The organism is Acinetobacter lwoffii, assembly GCF_024129115.1.
Taxonomy (GTDB): Bacteria; Pseudomonadota; Gammaproteobacteria; order Pseudomonadales; family Moraxellaceae; genus Acinetobacter; species Acinetobacter lwoffii_T.
On sequence record NZ_JAMXXO010000006.1, the window covers coordinates 106,189 to 121,986 of the forward strand.

Below are 15,798 nucleotides of genomic sequence, written 5' to 3' on the forward strand. Positions count from 1 at the left end.
TCAAATACTTATTTCAAAATGAGGCTATTTTTTGGTGTAAAAACTCTATTTTGATGCTTTTTTAGACTAATTAGTTTTTTCTAGAGCATTTACTCTTATTTTAATTGTGCTATTTTTGTCACATGGAGTAACAAATGATTGCGGATAAATACCCGAAATCTCCAAGAATTTAATAAGTGCAAACAACAACGCTAGATATAAATTTGTACCTCAAGGAAAGACGTAAATGAAATTAAAAACATTAACTACTGCAATGATTCTTGCAACTGTACCAATGACGGGTGCTTTTGCAGCAGCTCTAGATCGTTCAGGCCAATCAATGGCGGCCTTCCTGCAACCAGGTAATTATTTTGAAGCAGGTATTTCTGTCCTAGACCCAGATGTATCTGGTAAAGAAGCTGGTACAAGTGAAACACGCCGTAATATTGATGATATGGCTGGTGATTACTATTTCCCAAGTGCAGCATTAAAGTTTCAACCTACTGAAAAATTCTCAGTTGGTATTTTATATGATCAACCATATGGTGCTGATGCTGAATACCAAGGCACTAATGTCTTTACTTCAAACCCAGGTACAGACACTATCTTATCAACTGGTGCAATAAACAATATTGTACGCGCTAGAGCAGTTGCAGCTCTTGAAGCCCTAGGAGCACCAGTAAATGAACAAACGCTAGCAGGTGCTGAAGCACAAGTTAGAAGTAGTCCAGCTTTTCAACAGTTAACTGGAGCACTTGCTGCAGGTAATAATTTCTTAGGCGAAGGCAATACTAAAGTTGAAGTAGATACTCAAAACCTATCTTTAGTTTTTGGTTACCAACCGACTGAAAACTGGAATATCTATGGTGGTGGTGTCTATCAAACCGTTAAAGGGAATCTAAGCTTACGCGGTCAAGCATATAGCCTTTTCAATGGTTATGATGCGACATTTAAAGAAACAAGTGGTACAGGCTGGTTAGCAGGTTTAGCCTTCCAAATCCCAGATATTGCTTTAAAAGCTTCTGTAACTTATCGTTCAGAAATTGACCATGATATTTCAGCTTCTGAAGACTTATCACTTTTAAACTTCCCTTTACTAACAACTGTATTAGGTGGTCTAGGTGTTTCTCCTGCTCAGCTTGCTACTCTAGATGATTCTGGAAAAACCAAAATTACTACACCTCAATCTGTAAACTTGGATTTCCAAACAGGTGTAATGGCAAATACTGTAGCTTTCGCTAATGTACGCTGGGTAGACTGGTCAAACTTTTCTATTCGTCCTTACCAATTTGGCAATGTAAGTGAAGCTGTAGGCCCTCTAATAGGTCGTCCAAATGGCTTTAATCTGGTTGAATATGAAGATGACCAAATTTCAGCAACTGTAGGTGTAGGCCGTAAATTTAATGACCTATGGGCTGGTAACGTATCAGTAGGTTGGGATTCTGGTGCAGGCAACCCTGTATCTACACTTGGTCCAACTGAAGGTTACTGGAATGTTGGCCTAGGTCTTCAATACAGCCCAACCCCAGCCACTTTCATTGCTGGTGGTGTAAAATACTTCATGTTAGGTGATGCAAAAGCACAAACTGGTGCACAAGCTGGTGGTCCTGAGTATGTTGCTGAATTTGAAGATAACGATGCATGGGCATATGGTCTGAAAATCGGCTATCGCTTCTAAGCTCTGATTAAATAAAAACCACTTTCGAGTGGTTTTTATTTTTTAACTCTAATTTTATACACTTGCATATCATTCGATTATTTTAGCACCAATTAAAATTAACAGAACTTCAATCCTTTCACATTATTTAAAGTTAATTTAATCTGATATTTTTCATATATTTATACCAATAAAATTAGTATAAAAACTCTAATCAAGCCCTTTCCTTAACCGCCTTAGTTCATTTCTTCGACAAAGCTGAGCATTTACTCTTTTTAAATTTATGTTACTTTTCCATCACATTTTTGTTACAGATGGCATCAGGGAACGTACCATGAAGCTTAATAAAATTTATTCTGCTATTTTACTTAGCACTTTACCTCTTTCTGCAGTTCAAGCAGCTGGCTTAGACCGTTCTGGTCAATCTATTTCTGCTTTTTTACAGCCGGGTAACTATGCGGAAGCAGGTATTTCTGTTTTAGATCCAGAAGTTCAAGGTAAAGACAATGCCGGCAATAAAGTCAGCGATATGGCTGAAGATTACTACTTCCCTACTGCTGCTATAAAAATTCAGGCAACTGATAAAATATCTCTGGGTTTACTTTATGACCAGCCATTTGGAGCTGACTCTCAATATGCGCCTGAATCTAATGCTTTTGCTACAGTAAATACCAATACTGGTGTATTGGAAGGCACTTCTGTTGAAGTAAAAACCAATAGCATTACAGCACTTATAGGGTATCAGCCAAATGAGAACTGGAATGTTTATGCCGGACCTGTCTATCAAAGCGTAAAGGCGAAAGTCTCCCTACGTGGTACAGCTTATAGAGGCCCGCAAGTTCTTGGCGGTTATGATATTGACCTTAAAGAAAGTGAAGCTTACGGTTGGTTAGCTGGTTTTGCATATTCTATTCCTGAAATTGCCTTAAAAGCTGCTGTGACTTATCGCTCTGAAATTAAACATGAATTAGATACCACAGAAACCTTCGGTTTTGGTACAGATGGGGCTTTATATATTCCTGGATTAACTGGCACATTATTAGGTAAACCAGTAATTCCAACTTACCATAAAGCGGAAATTACTACACCACAATCAGTCAACATTGACTTACAGTCAGGCATTGCAAAAAATACCTTAGCCTTTGCTAATATTCGCTGGGTACATTGGGATCAGTTTGCAGTAAAACCTGCTTATTTATCTCAGCTAACTGGCGCACTCACCGGAAAACAGCAGAATCTTGTCGATTATTCAGATGATCAATGGTCTGCAAATGTGGGTTTAGGTCATAAATTTAACGTTAAATGGTCAGGCTCTGCTGCTGTAGGTTATGACTCTGGTGCAGGAAACCCGGTAACCACCTTGGGTCCAACTGAAGGTTATTGGAGTGTCGGTCTAGGCGGCCAATACAGCCCTGCAGAAAACTATTTTATCCAGGCTGGGGTTAAATACTTCTGGCTAGGAGATGCACAAGCACAAACAGGTGGTGAAGTAAAAGGTAGCTTTGAAGACAACCATGCAATCGGCTATGGTATGAAAATCGGTTACCGTTTCTAATTGCGTTAAAAAATTAGTATTCAACAAGAAAGGGCGCTATAAGCGCCCTTTCTTTTATTACATACACTTAAATATTAAGCTGGAATATCACGTACTGAAGCATTACGAATCGCTTCTTTTAACGCATCATAACCACGAATTGGCGGGAATTGCGGGAATTCAGCAATCACATTTTCAGGCGCATCAAATAGGAAACCATGATCTGCTTCACCTAGCATCGTGGTATCATTATAAGAATCTCCTGCTGCAATCACACGGAAGTTCAAGCCATGTAATGCTTTTACGGCTTGACGTTTTTGGTCCGGCTGACGAAGTTTATAAGCCGAGATCATGCCTGCTTCATCTGTTTCCAGTTTATGACAGAAAATCGTCGGCCAATCCAGTTGCTTCATCAATGGATGTGCAAATTCATAGAAAGTATCTGAAAGAATAATTAATTGAAAATGCGTACTCACCCATTTCACAAATTCTTTTGCTCCTGGGAATGGACCCATTTCTGCAATCACTTCCTGAATATCGTTCAAGCCTAAACCGTGCTGTTTTAAAATATTCAGACGTTGGGTCATCAGTACATCATAGTCAGGAATGTCACGAGTCGTCGCTTCAAGCTCTTTAATACCGGTTTTTTTGGCAAAGTTAATCCAGATTTCTGGAACCAACACACCTTCTAAATCTAGACATACGACTTCCATGAACATTCCCTCTAAGTTGTATTGAAAAAATTTTGCACTATCATAGCTGAAGAAACAGATTTTGCACTGTACTTTTTTAAATCTATTTTTTTAATAAGTATTTATTTTTTAGTGATAAGTCAATTAAATCAATTCTATTAAAATAGATGTGAAATTAACTAATATAGGCCATGTCCTTTCCAAGCCTATATCGCCAGGACTCTCATGACCATCATTCCTACTATTGATCGTATTGATGCGCTTGCATCTGAATATGCAGATAAATCGCCCAATGAAATTTTGGCACTTGCACTGGGCCAGCAAGGTGAAATTGCGATTTCATTTTCTGGTGCTGAAGATGTTGTACTGATTGATATGGCATCGCATCTCGGTAAACCGTTCCGGGTATTCAGTCTGGATACTGGCCGCCTACATGCAGAGACGTATCAGTTTATTGAACGGGTGCGTAAGCATTATAATATCGAGATTGAAATCTGCTTCCCTGAAACAGATGCGGTACAGAATTTAGTCACCACCAAGGGGCTATTCAGTTTTTTTGAAGATGGCCATCAGGAATGTTGCGGTATACGCAAAGTTCAACCGCTACGTAAAAAACTGGCCACGCTGGACGGCTGGATTACCGGTCAGCGCAAAGACCAAAGTCCGGGTACACGCAATGAAATTCCAGTGGTTCAGGCAGATCTAGGTTTTTCCGGTCCGGGAAAACAGTTGATCAAGTACAATCCTCTTGCCAACTGGTCCAGTGCAGATGTCTGGAGTTATATCCGTATGATGGAAGTTCCTTATAATGCCCTGCATGAGAAAGGTTTTGTTTCTATCGGCTGTGAGCCTTGCACCCGCCCTGTGCTGCCAAATCAGCATGAACGCGAAGGTCGCTGGTGGTGGGAAGAAGCCACCCATAAAGAATGTGGCTTACATGCTGGCAATCTAAAAAAATAAAGTTAAGTTCTATCGCTCCTATTGATTGAAAGGCTATTTTTTTAATAAAGATAGTCTTTTTTAATTGATAATTTTACATTTAGTGACAAGATAAAAATTACCTTTTATCGGGATAATATTATTTTCATTAAAGAATTGATAAAATTTTAGCTCATTGATTTATTTGCATAAAATGTGAAATTGAACACAATGCTATTCTTCTAAAAACACATAATTATTAAGTTACACTCCACTTCGCCTAGAAAATACTATTTTTAGAAATCTATTTTAAAACTAAAATTTTCACATTTCATAAACTTAGGAAGATATTTTGTTCTTGTCAATAGCCACTTTTTCACAGTTGAGGCAAGATAAAGCAGTTCATTTATATGCTAAAAAAGATATACTTTAAAAACTAAAGTAATAATTCTAACAAGGCCTTTTAGCAAAAAAGCCATAGAGAATGCAGTGAGGCAATCCACGCTATGCGTCCATTACATCCAATTGATTTTATTTTCTTAACTTTAGAGAAACGGCAGCAGCCTATGCATGTAGGTGGACTATTTTTATTCCAAATTCCCGACAATGCGCCAGCTTCCTTTATTCAGGATCTAGTCACGGATATCCAAAATTCGAAATGCTCTCCAATCCCACCTTTTAACAATTATTTAAACGGCCTGTTTTGGGATGAAGACCAAGAATTTGATTTAGATCATCATTTTCGTCATATTGCCCTGCCAAAACCGGGCCGTATCCGTGAATTGCTAACCTATATTTCTCAAGAACATAGTGCCCTGATTGATCGTGCCAAACCTTTATGGACCTGTCATATTATTGAAGGCATTGAAGGAAACCGTTTTGCCATGTATTTCAAAATTCACCATGCTATGGTGGATGGAATCGCTGGCATGCGTCTGGTAGAAAAGTCGCTTTCACATGATCCAAATGCCAAGAGTATTGTACCGCCATGGTGTGTGGAAGGCCCACGTGCCAAACGCCTTAAAGCACCTAAAGTGAACAGGTTTAAAAATGTCCTGCAGACCATTAAGGGGCAACTGGAATGTGCGCCACGAGTTGCTTATGAACTGTCGCAAACCGTCATGAAAGATATGGGACGCAATCCGGATTATGTATCCAGCTTTCAGGCGCCAAGCAGTATTCTGAATCAACGCGTCAGTGCTTCACGTCGCTTTGCAGCCCAGTCTTTCGAATTTTCACGTTTACGTCATATTTCTAAGGCATTGGGCGTGACCATTAATGATATCGTACTGGCCATTTGTTCAGGTGCATTACGTGAATATTTATTATCGCAAAATGCCTTACCGAAAAAACCGTTAATTGCCATGGTTCCAGCTTCGGTTCGCAGTGATGACTCGGATGTATCCAACCGTATTACCATGATTCTGGCCAATTTGGGCACACATAAAGAAGATCCGCTGGAACGTCTCAAGATCGTACGCCGCAGTGTACTGAGTGCCAAAGAACGCTTCAAACGTATGAATGCCAATCAAATCTTGAACTATAGTGCTTTTGTCTATGGTGCAGCGGGTCTGAACATTGCCTCCGGTTTAATGCCGACACGTCAGGCGTTTAACGTGATTATTTCCAATGTACCTGGACCACAAGAGCCCCTTTACTGGAATGGTGCACGTCTTGAAGCACTTTATCCGGCTTCTATCGTACTGGATGGTCAGGCTCTAAATATCACCATGACCAGCTATCTAGACAAACTGGAAGTCGGCTTGACCGCATGTCGTAATGCCCTGCCGAAAATGCAGAACTTGCTAACACATCTGGAAGAAGAAATTCAACGTTTTGAACTTATTGTAGATGGCGAACCTGTCCCAAAGTTACGGGCGGTAAGCTAGCCGCGGATAAGTAAATAAGATAGATGGACTGCCAAAGGTGCTGATCATTTTTGCCAGTCCTTGAACACAGAATAAAGGGACCGATCCGGTCCCTTTGCTTTATTTTTTGAAATCTTTTTAAATTATTTTAGAACTTTTGGAAGACTTCTCGATTTAAACATCTATCCAAATCATTTTTTGATAAGTTAGAAACAATACACAAATACAATCAGCTTTTAATGGTACGGCACTGTTGTAATAATTGATGACAGACGTTACGGATCATGGTTGCGGTAATCTGAACTTCATTACCGCGCTCATCGACGATATATCCCGCATGTACAGTCTTTGGTTCTAATACGTGTTTTAGGCCTTTATGGATTACTGCTTTACTCATACTCATCACACACTCCTTTTGCTAAGCCTGAAACTGGGAGAAACGGCTTTGGCTAATTCATGCATCTAGTATTGTAAATAAAGGTCCGATTGTAAAATTTCAGATGTAACAAGTGTTTAACGATATTCTGTTACAATTTCAGCTGAGAATGATATCGTATTGCTCTTGCGTATACAGATTTTCCACCTGGAACTTAATCACGCGATTAATGAAATGTTCTAGATCAGCGACTGCAGGCGCTTCTGCTGTTAATAAACGATCAATAACAGCCGGATGCGCAACGACAGTAAAGCCACTCTGTGACTCATAAGCACGAGCATAACGCAGAATCTCCCTGAATATTTCGTAACATACTGACTCGGCTGTTTTGACATAACCGCGTCCTTGACAGGTCGGACAAGACTCGCACAGCAGATGTTCCAGCGACTCACGGGTGCGTTTCCGGGTCATTTCCACCAAGCCCAGTTCTGATACCTGAGTAATCTTGGTCTTGGCGTGGTCACGTTCTAACATGCGCTCAAACTGTTTCATCACTTCTTCACGATGCTGCGCTTCCTGCATATCAATGAAGTCGATGATAATAATGCCGCCGAGATTACGCAGCCGTAACTGACGCGCGATAACATCCGTCGCTTCCATATTGGTTTTAAAAACCGTATCTTCCAGCGAACGTCCACCAACATAAGAACCGGTATTGACATCAATTGTGGCCATGGCTTCCGTCTGGTCAATCATCAGATAACCGCCAGACTTCAATGCGACTCGAGTTTGCAATGCCTTTTGCAGGTCTTCTTCGACATTATACAAGTCAAAAATTGGCCGCTCGCCCGGATAATGCAGCAAACGGTCTTTCATATTCGGGACAAATTCTTCGACAAATTCCTGCAGCTTGGCATGAATTTCACGTGAATCCACGTAAATTTTAGCAGTTTCTTCATTGGCCAGATCACGAATCACCCGTTGCGGCAAAGGCAATTCTTCAAAGATCAAAGACGGTACTGCAATAATCTTTTGCTTGCGCTGGATATATTCCCAAAGCTTGGCCAGATAAGCCATATCCTGTGCAATGGCTTCTTCTTCAATCCCTTCTGCCGCAGTACGTACAATCACTGAACCTGGCAGCTTATGTTCTGCCTGAATCCGCTCAATGATCGAACGCAAGCGATTGCGCTCTTCCTCGGATTCAATCCGTTGCGATACACCGATATGATTGCCATATGGCATCAGCACCAAATAACGCGAAGGAATCGACAGATCGGTAGACAGGCGTGCGCCTTTGGTACCGAGCATATCTTTCATCACCTGAACCGTGAGGACTTGTCCCGGTTGAAGCAGCTCAAAGACATTCGGCGTCGGTTGATTGCGGGGCCAGACCATATCATTGATATGCAAAAATGCCGTTCTGGACAGGCCAATATCCACAAACGCAGCCTGCATACCCGGCAAGACCCGTACCACTTTGCCTTTATAGACATTACCGACCAAGCCACGCTTGGCCGTACGCTCGACAAACAGTTCATTGACCGTGCCGTTTTCAATCAACGCGACCCGACATTCCATCGGCGTGACGTTAATCAATAACTCGTCAGACATAATTACACTCAAAACATTATAAAAATTCTTTTTATCAGCAGTTAATTTAGTGCCTTAACTGTCTGTAATAACTGTACGGTTTCATAGAGCGGCAAGCCGACCACATTGGAATAGCTGCCTTGTATTTTTGGAATATAACGTGCTGCAATTCCTTGAATCGCATAAGCCCCGGCTTTCCCCAGCGGCTCACCTGTGGCCCAGTAACTTTCCATGTCTGCGGCACTCAGGATTTGAAATTCGACCTGCGTACGTACCACTATACTGTATTTTTCATCTTTTGTACGAACACAGACACCGCTATAGACATCATGCCACCGACCGGAGATTTTTGTCCACATTTCAATGGCATGTTGCTTGGATTCTGGTTTACCCAAAATCTCACTATCGACCCCCAGACTGGTATCCGCAGCAATGATGATCGCATCTGGATAACGCTCGGCCACTGCATCAGCCTTGGCTCGTGCCAGACGTTCAACATAAGCCGCGACGGATTCACCTTCACGCACAGATTCATCGATATCCGGACTGTAGATATCAAAGCTCAGTCCGAGCTGCTGTAATAACTCACAACGCCGAGGTGAGCTGGAAGCGAGAACTATATGCGCCATTTTTTCAACATATAATAGAGAACAGGCCAAACCAGAATACTGGTCAGCATTGGAATCCAGTGCCGGGCAAAAGAAAATTGCACGCCTGCCACAATCTGGGCAAAAAAGATCATCAACAAATGCGCAACAATTGCCAGCCCCGTAATCACCCAGAGATTATTAAAGGTCAGGATACGGCGTTCACGAGTCAGGAATCGGGCTAAAAAGGCAATAATAATAAAGCTGAGGGCATTCAGACCTAAAGGTGCGTCCAGCAGCAAATCAATAAAAATACCGGTACCAAAGGCAAACCATATCCCGCACCAGGTCGGCTGACACAACACCCAGAATAGCATCACCATCAGCATAAACAGCGGGCGCCAGCCCGAGAGGGTATAAGAAAGTGGATAGACCATCAAAATCGAAGCCACGATCACCGAAATGACGATGGCAAATAAGGGATCACGATGCTTTCTGGATTTCATCTTAGCGATTGACATGCGGTTGCTCCATCGCCAATGAATCGGAAAATAACACCACCACATGATGACCACCGGCCAACTGCGCGGCTGGCGTTACATCAATCTGGGCAAATTCACCTGAATTATGTCGTTGTACTTTGGACACCTGCCCCACCAGATAACCTGCCGGAAAATGTTGGCCCAAGCCTGAACTATAGACTTTTTCCCCGACCTTGATATTGGCACTGGTCGGTACATATTCCATTTTCAAACGTCCCAGATCACCCGTCCCCGAGACAATGGCACGCATTCCGGTATGTTCCAGACGCACTGACAATGAATGTTCTTTATCAGACAACAGCATGACCCGGCTACTATGCGGATAGACATTAATAATCTGTCCCATAATCCCCTTGTCATCCAGTACGGTTTGCCCGACTTTCAGCTCGTTATTTGAACCCCGGTTGATCACAATGATATGTCTTAAAGGATCGGCATCGGTGCCAATCACTTCGGCAATTTCAATACGCCCATCAATGATCAGCGGCGTGTCCAATAGACCGCGCAAACGGGTATTTTCAGCAGAAAGTTCAGAGATTTTTTGTAAGCGTACCTGTGCCTGTAACAGCTCGGCCTGCATCGCGGTATTTTCCCGACGCAATTGAGCTTCAGACTTGGTTTGTTGATTCAACCACTCTCGCGACAATACCGGATAGCTGGCCACCGCATAAATAGGATTATAAGCAGCGTACAGGACATCCCTTGCAGGTTGAACAACATGCGGCATGCGCCAATCAAAGAAAAGCACCACCAGGCATGTTACCAATGCAATGATAAAAGAGCGAAAAGATGGCGGTTGTCGAGAAAACAGATGTGCTTGCACCCGCCGGATCCTTTTCTTAGCCTACGAATAACATGTCATGATTTGGGTTGTCGAAAAATTCGAGTACCTTGCCGCCACCACGTGTCACGCATGATAGTGGATCTTCTGCCACCACCACCGGCAGGCCAGTTTCTTTGGCAAGCAGCTTGTCCAGGTTACGCAGTAATGCACCACCACCAGTTAACACGATACCACGTTCAGCGATGTCCGAAGAAAGCTCAGGAGGGGTATGTTCTAAAGCAGATTTCACCGCAGACACGATGTTTTGTAATGGATCAGAAATCGCTTGGGTGACTTCGTCAGAATTAACCACGATTGCGCGAGGCACACCTTCTGCGAGGTTACGGCCACGAACTTCAATTTCAAGCGGTTTAGCACCTTCATCTGGCAACGCCATACCCACTTCTTTTTTGATTACTTCAGCCGTGGTTTCGCCGATCACACAGCCATGCGCTTTACGCACATAGTTAATGATCTGCTCATCAAAGACATCACCGCCAATACGTAAAGAATCGGCATAAACACAACCCTGCAGCGAGATAATCGCAATTTCAGTAGTACCACCGCCCACATCGACCACCATCGAACCACAAGCCTGCTCAACTGGCATACCTGCACCAATCGCTGCTGCCATCGGCTCTTCGATTAAACGTACATCACGTGCGCCCGCATTAAACACGGCTTCACGAATGGCACGGCGCTCAACAAGGGTTGATTTACATGGTACACAGACAACGACACGCGGTGCCGGAGTAAATAAACGGTTTTCATGTACTTTGCGAATAAACTGATTCAGCATGGTCTCAGTGACTTCAAAATCCGCAATCACACCATCTTTCATCGGACGGATCGCTGAGATATTGGCTGGGGTACGACCTAGCATTTGCTTCGCTTCAAGACCGACTGCCGCAACAATTTTATGTGAACCACTATGACGGATGGCTACAACCGTTGGTTCATTTAATATAATGCCTCGTCCTGGCGCATAAATAAGTGTATTTGCTGTACCTAAATCAATGGCAAGATCGGGCGAAAACAAGCCTATTAGTCGTTTTAGAATCACGGGGACGTTCTCAGTTAAACTTTATATGGACGCAAGGTCGCCACTTTAACTAAATGTGATGATTTGGACAAGTCAATCGCTTATCATAACGCATGATAATTTGAATTTTTTTAATACTGATTAGGTAATATTATGTCTACATCGGATGCACAGCATTCTGCAGATTTAAGTGCAGAAACAGTTTCAGCTATTGCCAACCTTGCAAGGTTATCTCTCAATGATACGCAATCTGCTGAATATGCTCAAAGTTTAAATAAAATTTTAGGCATGATGGAAACCCTGAAAGGCATCAATACCGACGGTGTTGAACCACTGAAAAGCCCTTTCGACCACCCACAGCCTTTACGTGAAGATGTCGTGTCGGAAAGCAATCATCGTGAGGAATACCAAGCAGTTGCACCTGCTGTACAGGACGGTTTGTATCTCGTCCCACGCGTAATTGAGTAATTATTACCCAGTTCATTCTTTTTATTAAATTAAACGTAAAGAATTATTTCTCATGACAGATTTACACCGCTTATCCATTCGTGAACTGACTGAAGGTTTGGCAAATGCTCAATTTTCATCCCGCGAATTGACTCAACACTATTTAAAACGCATCGAAAAAATTGATGTACAGGTCAAGGCTTATGTGACCGTGACTGCTGAACAGGCATTGGCTCAAGCTGATGCTGCCGATGCTGCAATCAAAGCTGGCAATGCCTCTGCCCTGACTGGTGTACCAGTTGCCCACAAAGATATTTTCTGTACCCAAGGCATTAAAACCACTGCCGGTTCAAAAATGCTGGACAATTTTATCTCTCCTTACGACGCAACCGTTGTAGCGAAAGGTAAAGCTGCGGGCCTGGTCACTTTGGGTAAAGTGAACATGGACGAATTCGCGATGGGTTCGACCTCTGAGAACTCATATTACGGCGCAACTGCCAACCCTTGGAACCTGGGCCATGTCCCTGGTGGTTCTTCAGGCGGTTCTGCAGCAGCTGTGGCAGCGGATTTGGCACCATTTGCAACTGGTACTGACACCGGTGGTTCTATTCGTCAACCTGCGTCATTCTGTGGTCTGACCGGTCTTAAACCGACTTACGGTCTTGTATCGCGCTTCGGTATGATTGCCTATGCATCATCACTAGACCAAGGTGGTCCAATGGCACGTTCTGCAGAAGACTGTGCTTACCTGATGAATGTCATGGCCGGTCATGATGCCAAAGATTCAACTTCAATGGATCAAGTGGTAGATAACTATGTCGCGAACCTGAACGCTACCTCAGTAAAAGGTTTACGCATTGGTATTCCAAAACAGTATTTTAATGTTGCTGGCCTAGCTGAAGATGTTAAAGCACGTGTCGAAGAATCACTTAAAAAGTTAGAAGAAATGGGCGCTACGCTTGTTGAGATCGACCTCAACATGACTGAAAGCTATGTTCCGACTTATTACCTGATCGCACCTGCCGAAGCTTCTTCGAACCTATCACGTTTTGATGGCGTACGTTATGGCTATCGCGCAGAAAATCCTGTGGACCTGATGGACCTGTACAAGCGTTCACGTTCAGAAGGTTTTGGTGCAGAAGTGCAACGCCGTATCCTGATTGGTACGTATGCCCTGTCTGCAGGTTATTACGATGCTTACTATGTAAAAGCACAGAAAGTACGTCGCCTGATCCAGCAAGATTTCCTTAAAGCATTTGAATCGGTCGATGTCATTGCAGCACCTTCTGCGCCAACGACTGCCTATAAAATTGGTGCAGATTTAACGCCAGTTGAAATGTACCTGGGCGATATTTATACGCTTGCGGTAAATCTGGCAGGTCTTCCTGCGATTAACGCGCCTGTCGGTTTTGACCAAAATAACTTGCCAGTTGGCTTACAGCTGATTGGTAATTACTGGTCAGAATCTCAATTGTTGTCTGTGGTACACCAGTATCAACAGGCCACCGATTGGCATACAAAACGCGCTGCAATTGCTGAGGAGAACGCATAATGGCTCAAGCTCAAAAATCGGCTAAACCAAAATCCAACCTGATTGATGGTTGGGAAGTCGTTATTGGTATCGAGATTCACACTCAGCTTGCCACCAATACCAAAATTTTTTCAGGTTCATCGACTGTTTTCGGTAATGATCCAAACACGCAAGCCAGCCTGGTTGATTTGGCTATGCCGGGCGTATTACCGGTATTAAACAAAGAAGTGGTTGATCTTGCGATTCGCTTTGGTTTGGGCATCGATGCTTACATCGATCAGGCGTCTGTATTTGCGCGTAAAAACTACTTCTATCCGGACTCTCCAAAAGGCTATCAGATCAGCCAGATGGACAACCCGATTGTGGGCTTGGGTCATATCGACATCCAGCTTGAAGATGGCACGGTTAAACGCATTGGCGTAACCCGTGCGCATCTCGAAGAAGATGCAGGTAAATCGATTCATGACCAGTTCGAAGGCATGTCTGGTATCGACTTGAACCGTGCCGGTACGCCGCTGCTTGAAATCGTTTCTGAACCAGATATGCGTTCGGTTGAAGAAGCGGTTGCTTATATCAAGGCAATTCACACGCTGGTACGCTGGTTAGGTATTTCTGACGGTAACATGGCGGAAGGTTCATTCCGTTGTGACTGTAACGTGTCTTTACGTCGTCCGGGTCAACCCTTCGGTACACGTTGTGAATTAAAAAACCTGAATTCATTCCGTTTCATTGAACAGGCGATCAATGTTGAAATTGAACGTCAAATGGAAATTCTGGACTGGGACGGCACCATTGATCAGGAAACTCGTCTTTTCGACCCTGTGAAGATGGAAACCCGTTCAATGCGTTCTAAAGAAGAAGCGAACGATTACCGCTACTTCCCTGACCCTGACTTGTTGCCTGTGGTGATTGCTGATGAGCAAATCGAAGCAATTAAAGCAACCATGCCTGAGTTGCCTGCTGCACGTCGTGCGCGTTTCGTGGCGGACTTTGGCGTGACTGAGTACGATGCGCACGTGCTTACACTTACTCGTGAAATGTCTGAATTTTATGAGGAAGTCGTTAAAGCTGCTGGTGGTGCTGCACAAGGTAAGATTGCGGCAAACTGGGTAATGGGTGAATTCTCAGGTGCTCTAAACAAAGCTGGCCTAGACCTTGCTGATTCTCCTGTTTCTGCTGAGAAACTGGGTGGCATGATTGCACGTATTGTCGACAACACCATTAGCGGTAAGATTGCGAAACAAGTGTTCGGCTTTATGTGGGAAGAAGGCAAAACTGCAGACGAAATTATTGCGGAAAAAGGCTTGAAACAGGAAACTGATACAGGCGCGATTGAAGCAATTATTAAGGAAGTTCTTGCTGCCAACGAGAAGATGGTGGAAGAGTATAAATCTGGTAAAGAAAAAGCTTTCAACGGTCTGGTTGGTCAAGTGATGAAAGCGTCTAAGGGTAAAGCCAACCCTGCTCAAGTGAATGAATTGATGAAGAAATTGATTGGTTGATTTATTCGCTAATCAATTGATTTCGTGTTATAAAAACCTCGCTTAATGCGGGGTTTTTTTACTATGTCTTATACTATTACAAATGAAATTATTGATATTGACCAACAAATTGAAATTATAAAAATGAAACGTCAAAATATGAAGGAATATGAAGAACAATTTATCCATCATAAGTCCATAGAACATTTTTATGAATGTATTAAAGAATTAAATCCAGAAGATAATTTTTTAATCTCAAAAATATATAGTAAAGGTCGCGATACTGTTATTTCTTTAAACAGTATTATATTCGACTCAACTTACCCACCCAATACACCGACGCTAAAAAAGTTAATAGATCATTTATCTGTAAATCTCGAATACCATAAAAATATTTGTGAAAGTGCATATAAAGCAGTTGAAAAAAGAATCCATGAACTTGAATTTTATGAATGGTCTATCCTTGAAATGATCAACATTTGTAAATATATCTGTGCCGATATTGACCAAATTTCAGATATATTAAATCTACTTAAGCAAACTAAAACATATAGACTTCAGAAAGGTACTCTACAAATGGATGATATTGACCCAATAATGAAACCCAGTACAACTATTCAAAATAATTATAATGCACCAATAGATCTCTTGCGAAAGTTAATTCAAGAGCATCCAATTCACCATTCCAACAATTAAATTCATTCTTAGACCAAATCGTTTCCGTCTAT

Annotated in this window: 15 protein-coding genes; 8 read left to right on the top strand and 7 right to left on the bottom strand. The window is 42.5% G+C overall.

The window, feature by feature from the left end; translation table 11 throughout:
- Positions 1–226 precede the first annotated feature (226 nt).
- A complete protein-coding gene (locus NI470_RS07235; protein WP_004646227.1) occupies positions 227–1,657 on the top strand; it encodes an outer membrane protein transport protein in 1,431 nt (476 codons plus the stop codon).
- A 313-nt stretch (positions 1,658–1,970) separates the two neighbouring features.
- Positions 1,971–3,191 carry an OmpP1/FadL family transporter gene (locus NI470_RS07240; RefSeq protein WP_005104694.1) on the top strand — a complete coding sequence of 407 codons (1,221 nt, stop codon included), beginning with the start codon at positions 1,971–1,973 and terminating at the stop codon, positions 3,189–3,191.
- Between the two features lie 74 nt (positions 3,192–3,265).
- On the opposite strand, the gene thrH is transcribed toward NI470_RS07240, so the two are convergent.
- On the bottom strand, positions 3,266–3,883 hold the full coding sequence (gene thrH, locus NI470_RS07245) for a bifunctional phosphoserine phosphatase/homoserine phosphotransferase ThrH (protein ID WP_004646225.1): 618 nt from the start codon (positions 3,881–3,883) through the stop codon (positions 3,266–3,268).
- Between the two features lie 204 nt (positions 3,884–4,087).
- On the opposite strand from thrH, the gene NI470_RS07250 reads away from it, so the two are divergent.
- Together NI470_RS07250 and NI470_RS07255 are read left to right on the top strand one after the other, a co-directional pair.
- Positions 4,088–4,822 carry a phosphoadenylyl-sulfate reductase gene (locus tag NI470_RS07250; RefSeq protein ID WP_253148061.1) on the top strand — a complete coding sequence of 245 codons (735 nt, stop codon included), beginning with the start codon at positions 4,088–4,090 and terminating at the stop codon, positions 4,820–4,822.
- A gap of 464 nt (positions 4,823–5,286) precedes the next feature.
- Positions 5,287–6,669, top strand: a complete 1,383-nt coding sequence (locus NI470_RS07255) for a WS/DGAT/MGAT family O-acyltransferase (RefSeq protein ID WP_114541186.1) — start codon at positions 5,287–5,289, stop codon at positions 6,667–6,669.
- A gap of 208 nt (positions 6,670–6,877) precedes the next feature.
- Here NI470_RS07255 and NI470_RS07260 read toward each other — a convergent pair whose 3' ends face one another.
- The 6 genes from NI470_RS07260 to NI470_RS07285 form a co-directional block, all read right to left on the bottom strand.
- Positions 6,878–7,051 carry a PA1571 family protein gene (locus tag NI470_RS07260; protein ID WP_005262425.1) on the bottom strand — a complete coding sequence of 58 codons (174 nt, stop codon included), beginning with the start codon at positions 7,049–7,051 and terminating at the stop codon, positions 6,878–6,880.
- 132 nt (positions 7,052–7,183) lie between these two features.
- Entirely contained in the window at positions 7,184–8,638 is a 1,455-nt protein-coding gene (gene rng, locus NI470_RS07265) for a ribonuclease G (protein WP_004646221.1), read from the bottom strand.
- Positions 8,639–8,679: 41 nt separating this feature from the next.
- Positions 8,680–9,246, bottom strand: coding sequence for a Maf-like protein (locus tag NI470_RS07270; protein ID WP_005262426.1), 567 nt, complete (start codon positions 9,244–9,246; stop codon positions 8,680–8,682).
- Positions 9,234–9,725: a rod shape-determining protein MreD gene (gene mreD / locus NI470_RS07275; protein ID WP_005096176.1), complete on the bottom strand. Its 492-nt coding sequence runs from the start codon at positions 9,723–9,725 to the stop codon at positions 9,234–9,236. Before mreD ends, NI470_RS07270 begins: the two co-directional genes overlap by 13 nt.
- Complete coding sequence (gene mreC / locus NI470_RS07280; RefSeq protein WP_004279362.1) at positions 9,712–10,569, bottom strand: rod shape-determining protein MreC; 858 nt, start codon at positions 10,567–10,569, stop codon at positions 9,712–9,714. The genes mreD and mreC overlap by 14 nt, the downstream gene beginning before the upstream one ends.
- A 16-nt stretch (positions 10,570–10,585) precedes the next feature.
- Positions 10,586–11,632, bottom strand: a complete 1,047-nt coding sequence (locus tag NI470_RS07285) for a rod shape-determining protein (protein WP_004279360.1) — start codon at positions 11,630–11,632, stop codon at positions 10,586–10,588.
- Between the two features lie 132 nt (positions 11,633–11,764).
- On the opposite strand from NI470_RS07285, the gene gatC reads away from it, so the two are divergent.
- From gatC to NI470_RS07305, 4 genes are all read left to right on the top strand, one after another.
- Positions 11,765–12,079, top strand: a complete 315-nt coding sequence (gene gatC, locus NI470_RS07290; RefSeq protein ID WP_004279359.1) for an Asp-tRNA(Asn)/Glu-tRNA(Gln) amidotransferase subunit GatC — start codon at positions 11,765–11,767, stop codon at positions 12,077–12,079.
- 52 nt (positions 12,080–12,131) lie between these two features.
- Complete coding sequence (gatA, locus tag NI470_RS07295) at positions 12,132–13,610, top strand: Asp-tRNA(Asn)/Glu-tRNA(Gln) amidotransferase subunit GatA (RefSeq protein WP_253148062.1); 1,479 nt, start codon at positions 12,132–12,134, stop codon at positions 13,608–13,610.
- Positions 13,610–15,091, top strand: coding sequence for an Asp-tRNA(Asn)/Glu-tRNA(Gln) amidotransferase subunit GatB (gatB, locus tag NI470_RS07300; protein WP_168386766.1), 1,482 nt, complete (start codon positions 13,610–13,612; stop codon positions 15,089–15,091). The genes gatA and gatB overlap by 1 nt, the downstream gene beginning before the upstream one ends.
- Positions 15,092–15,154: 63 nt before the next feature.
- Entirely contained in the window at positions 15,155–15,766 is a 612-nt protein-coding gene (locus tag NI470_RS07305; protein WP_253148063.1) for a hypothetical protein, read from the top strand.
- Positions 15,767–15,798 lie beyond the last annotated feature (32 nt).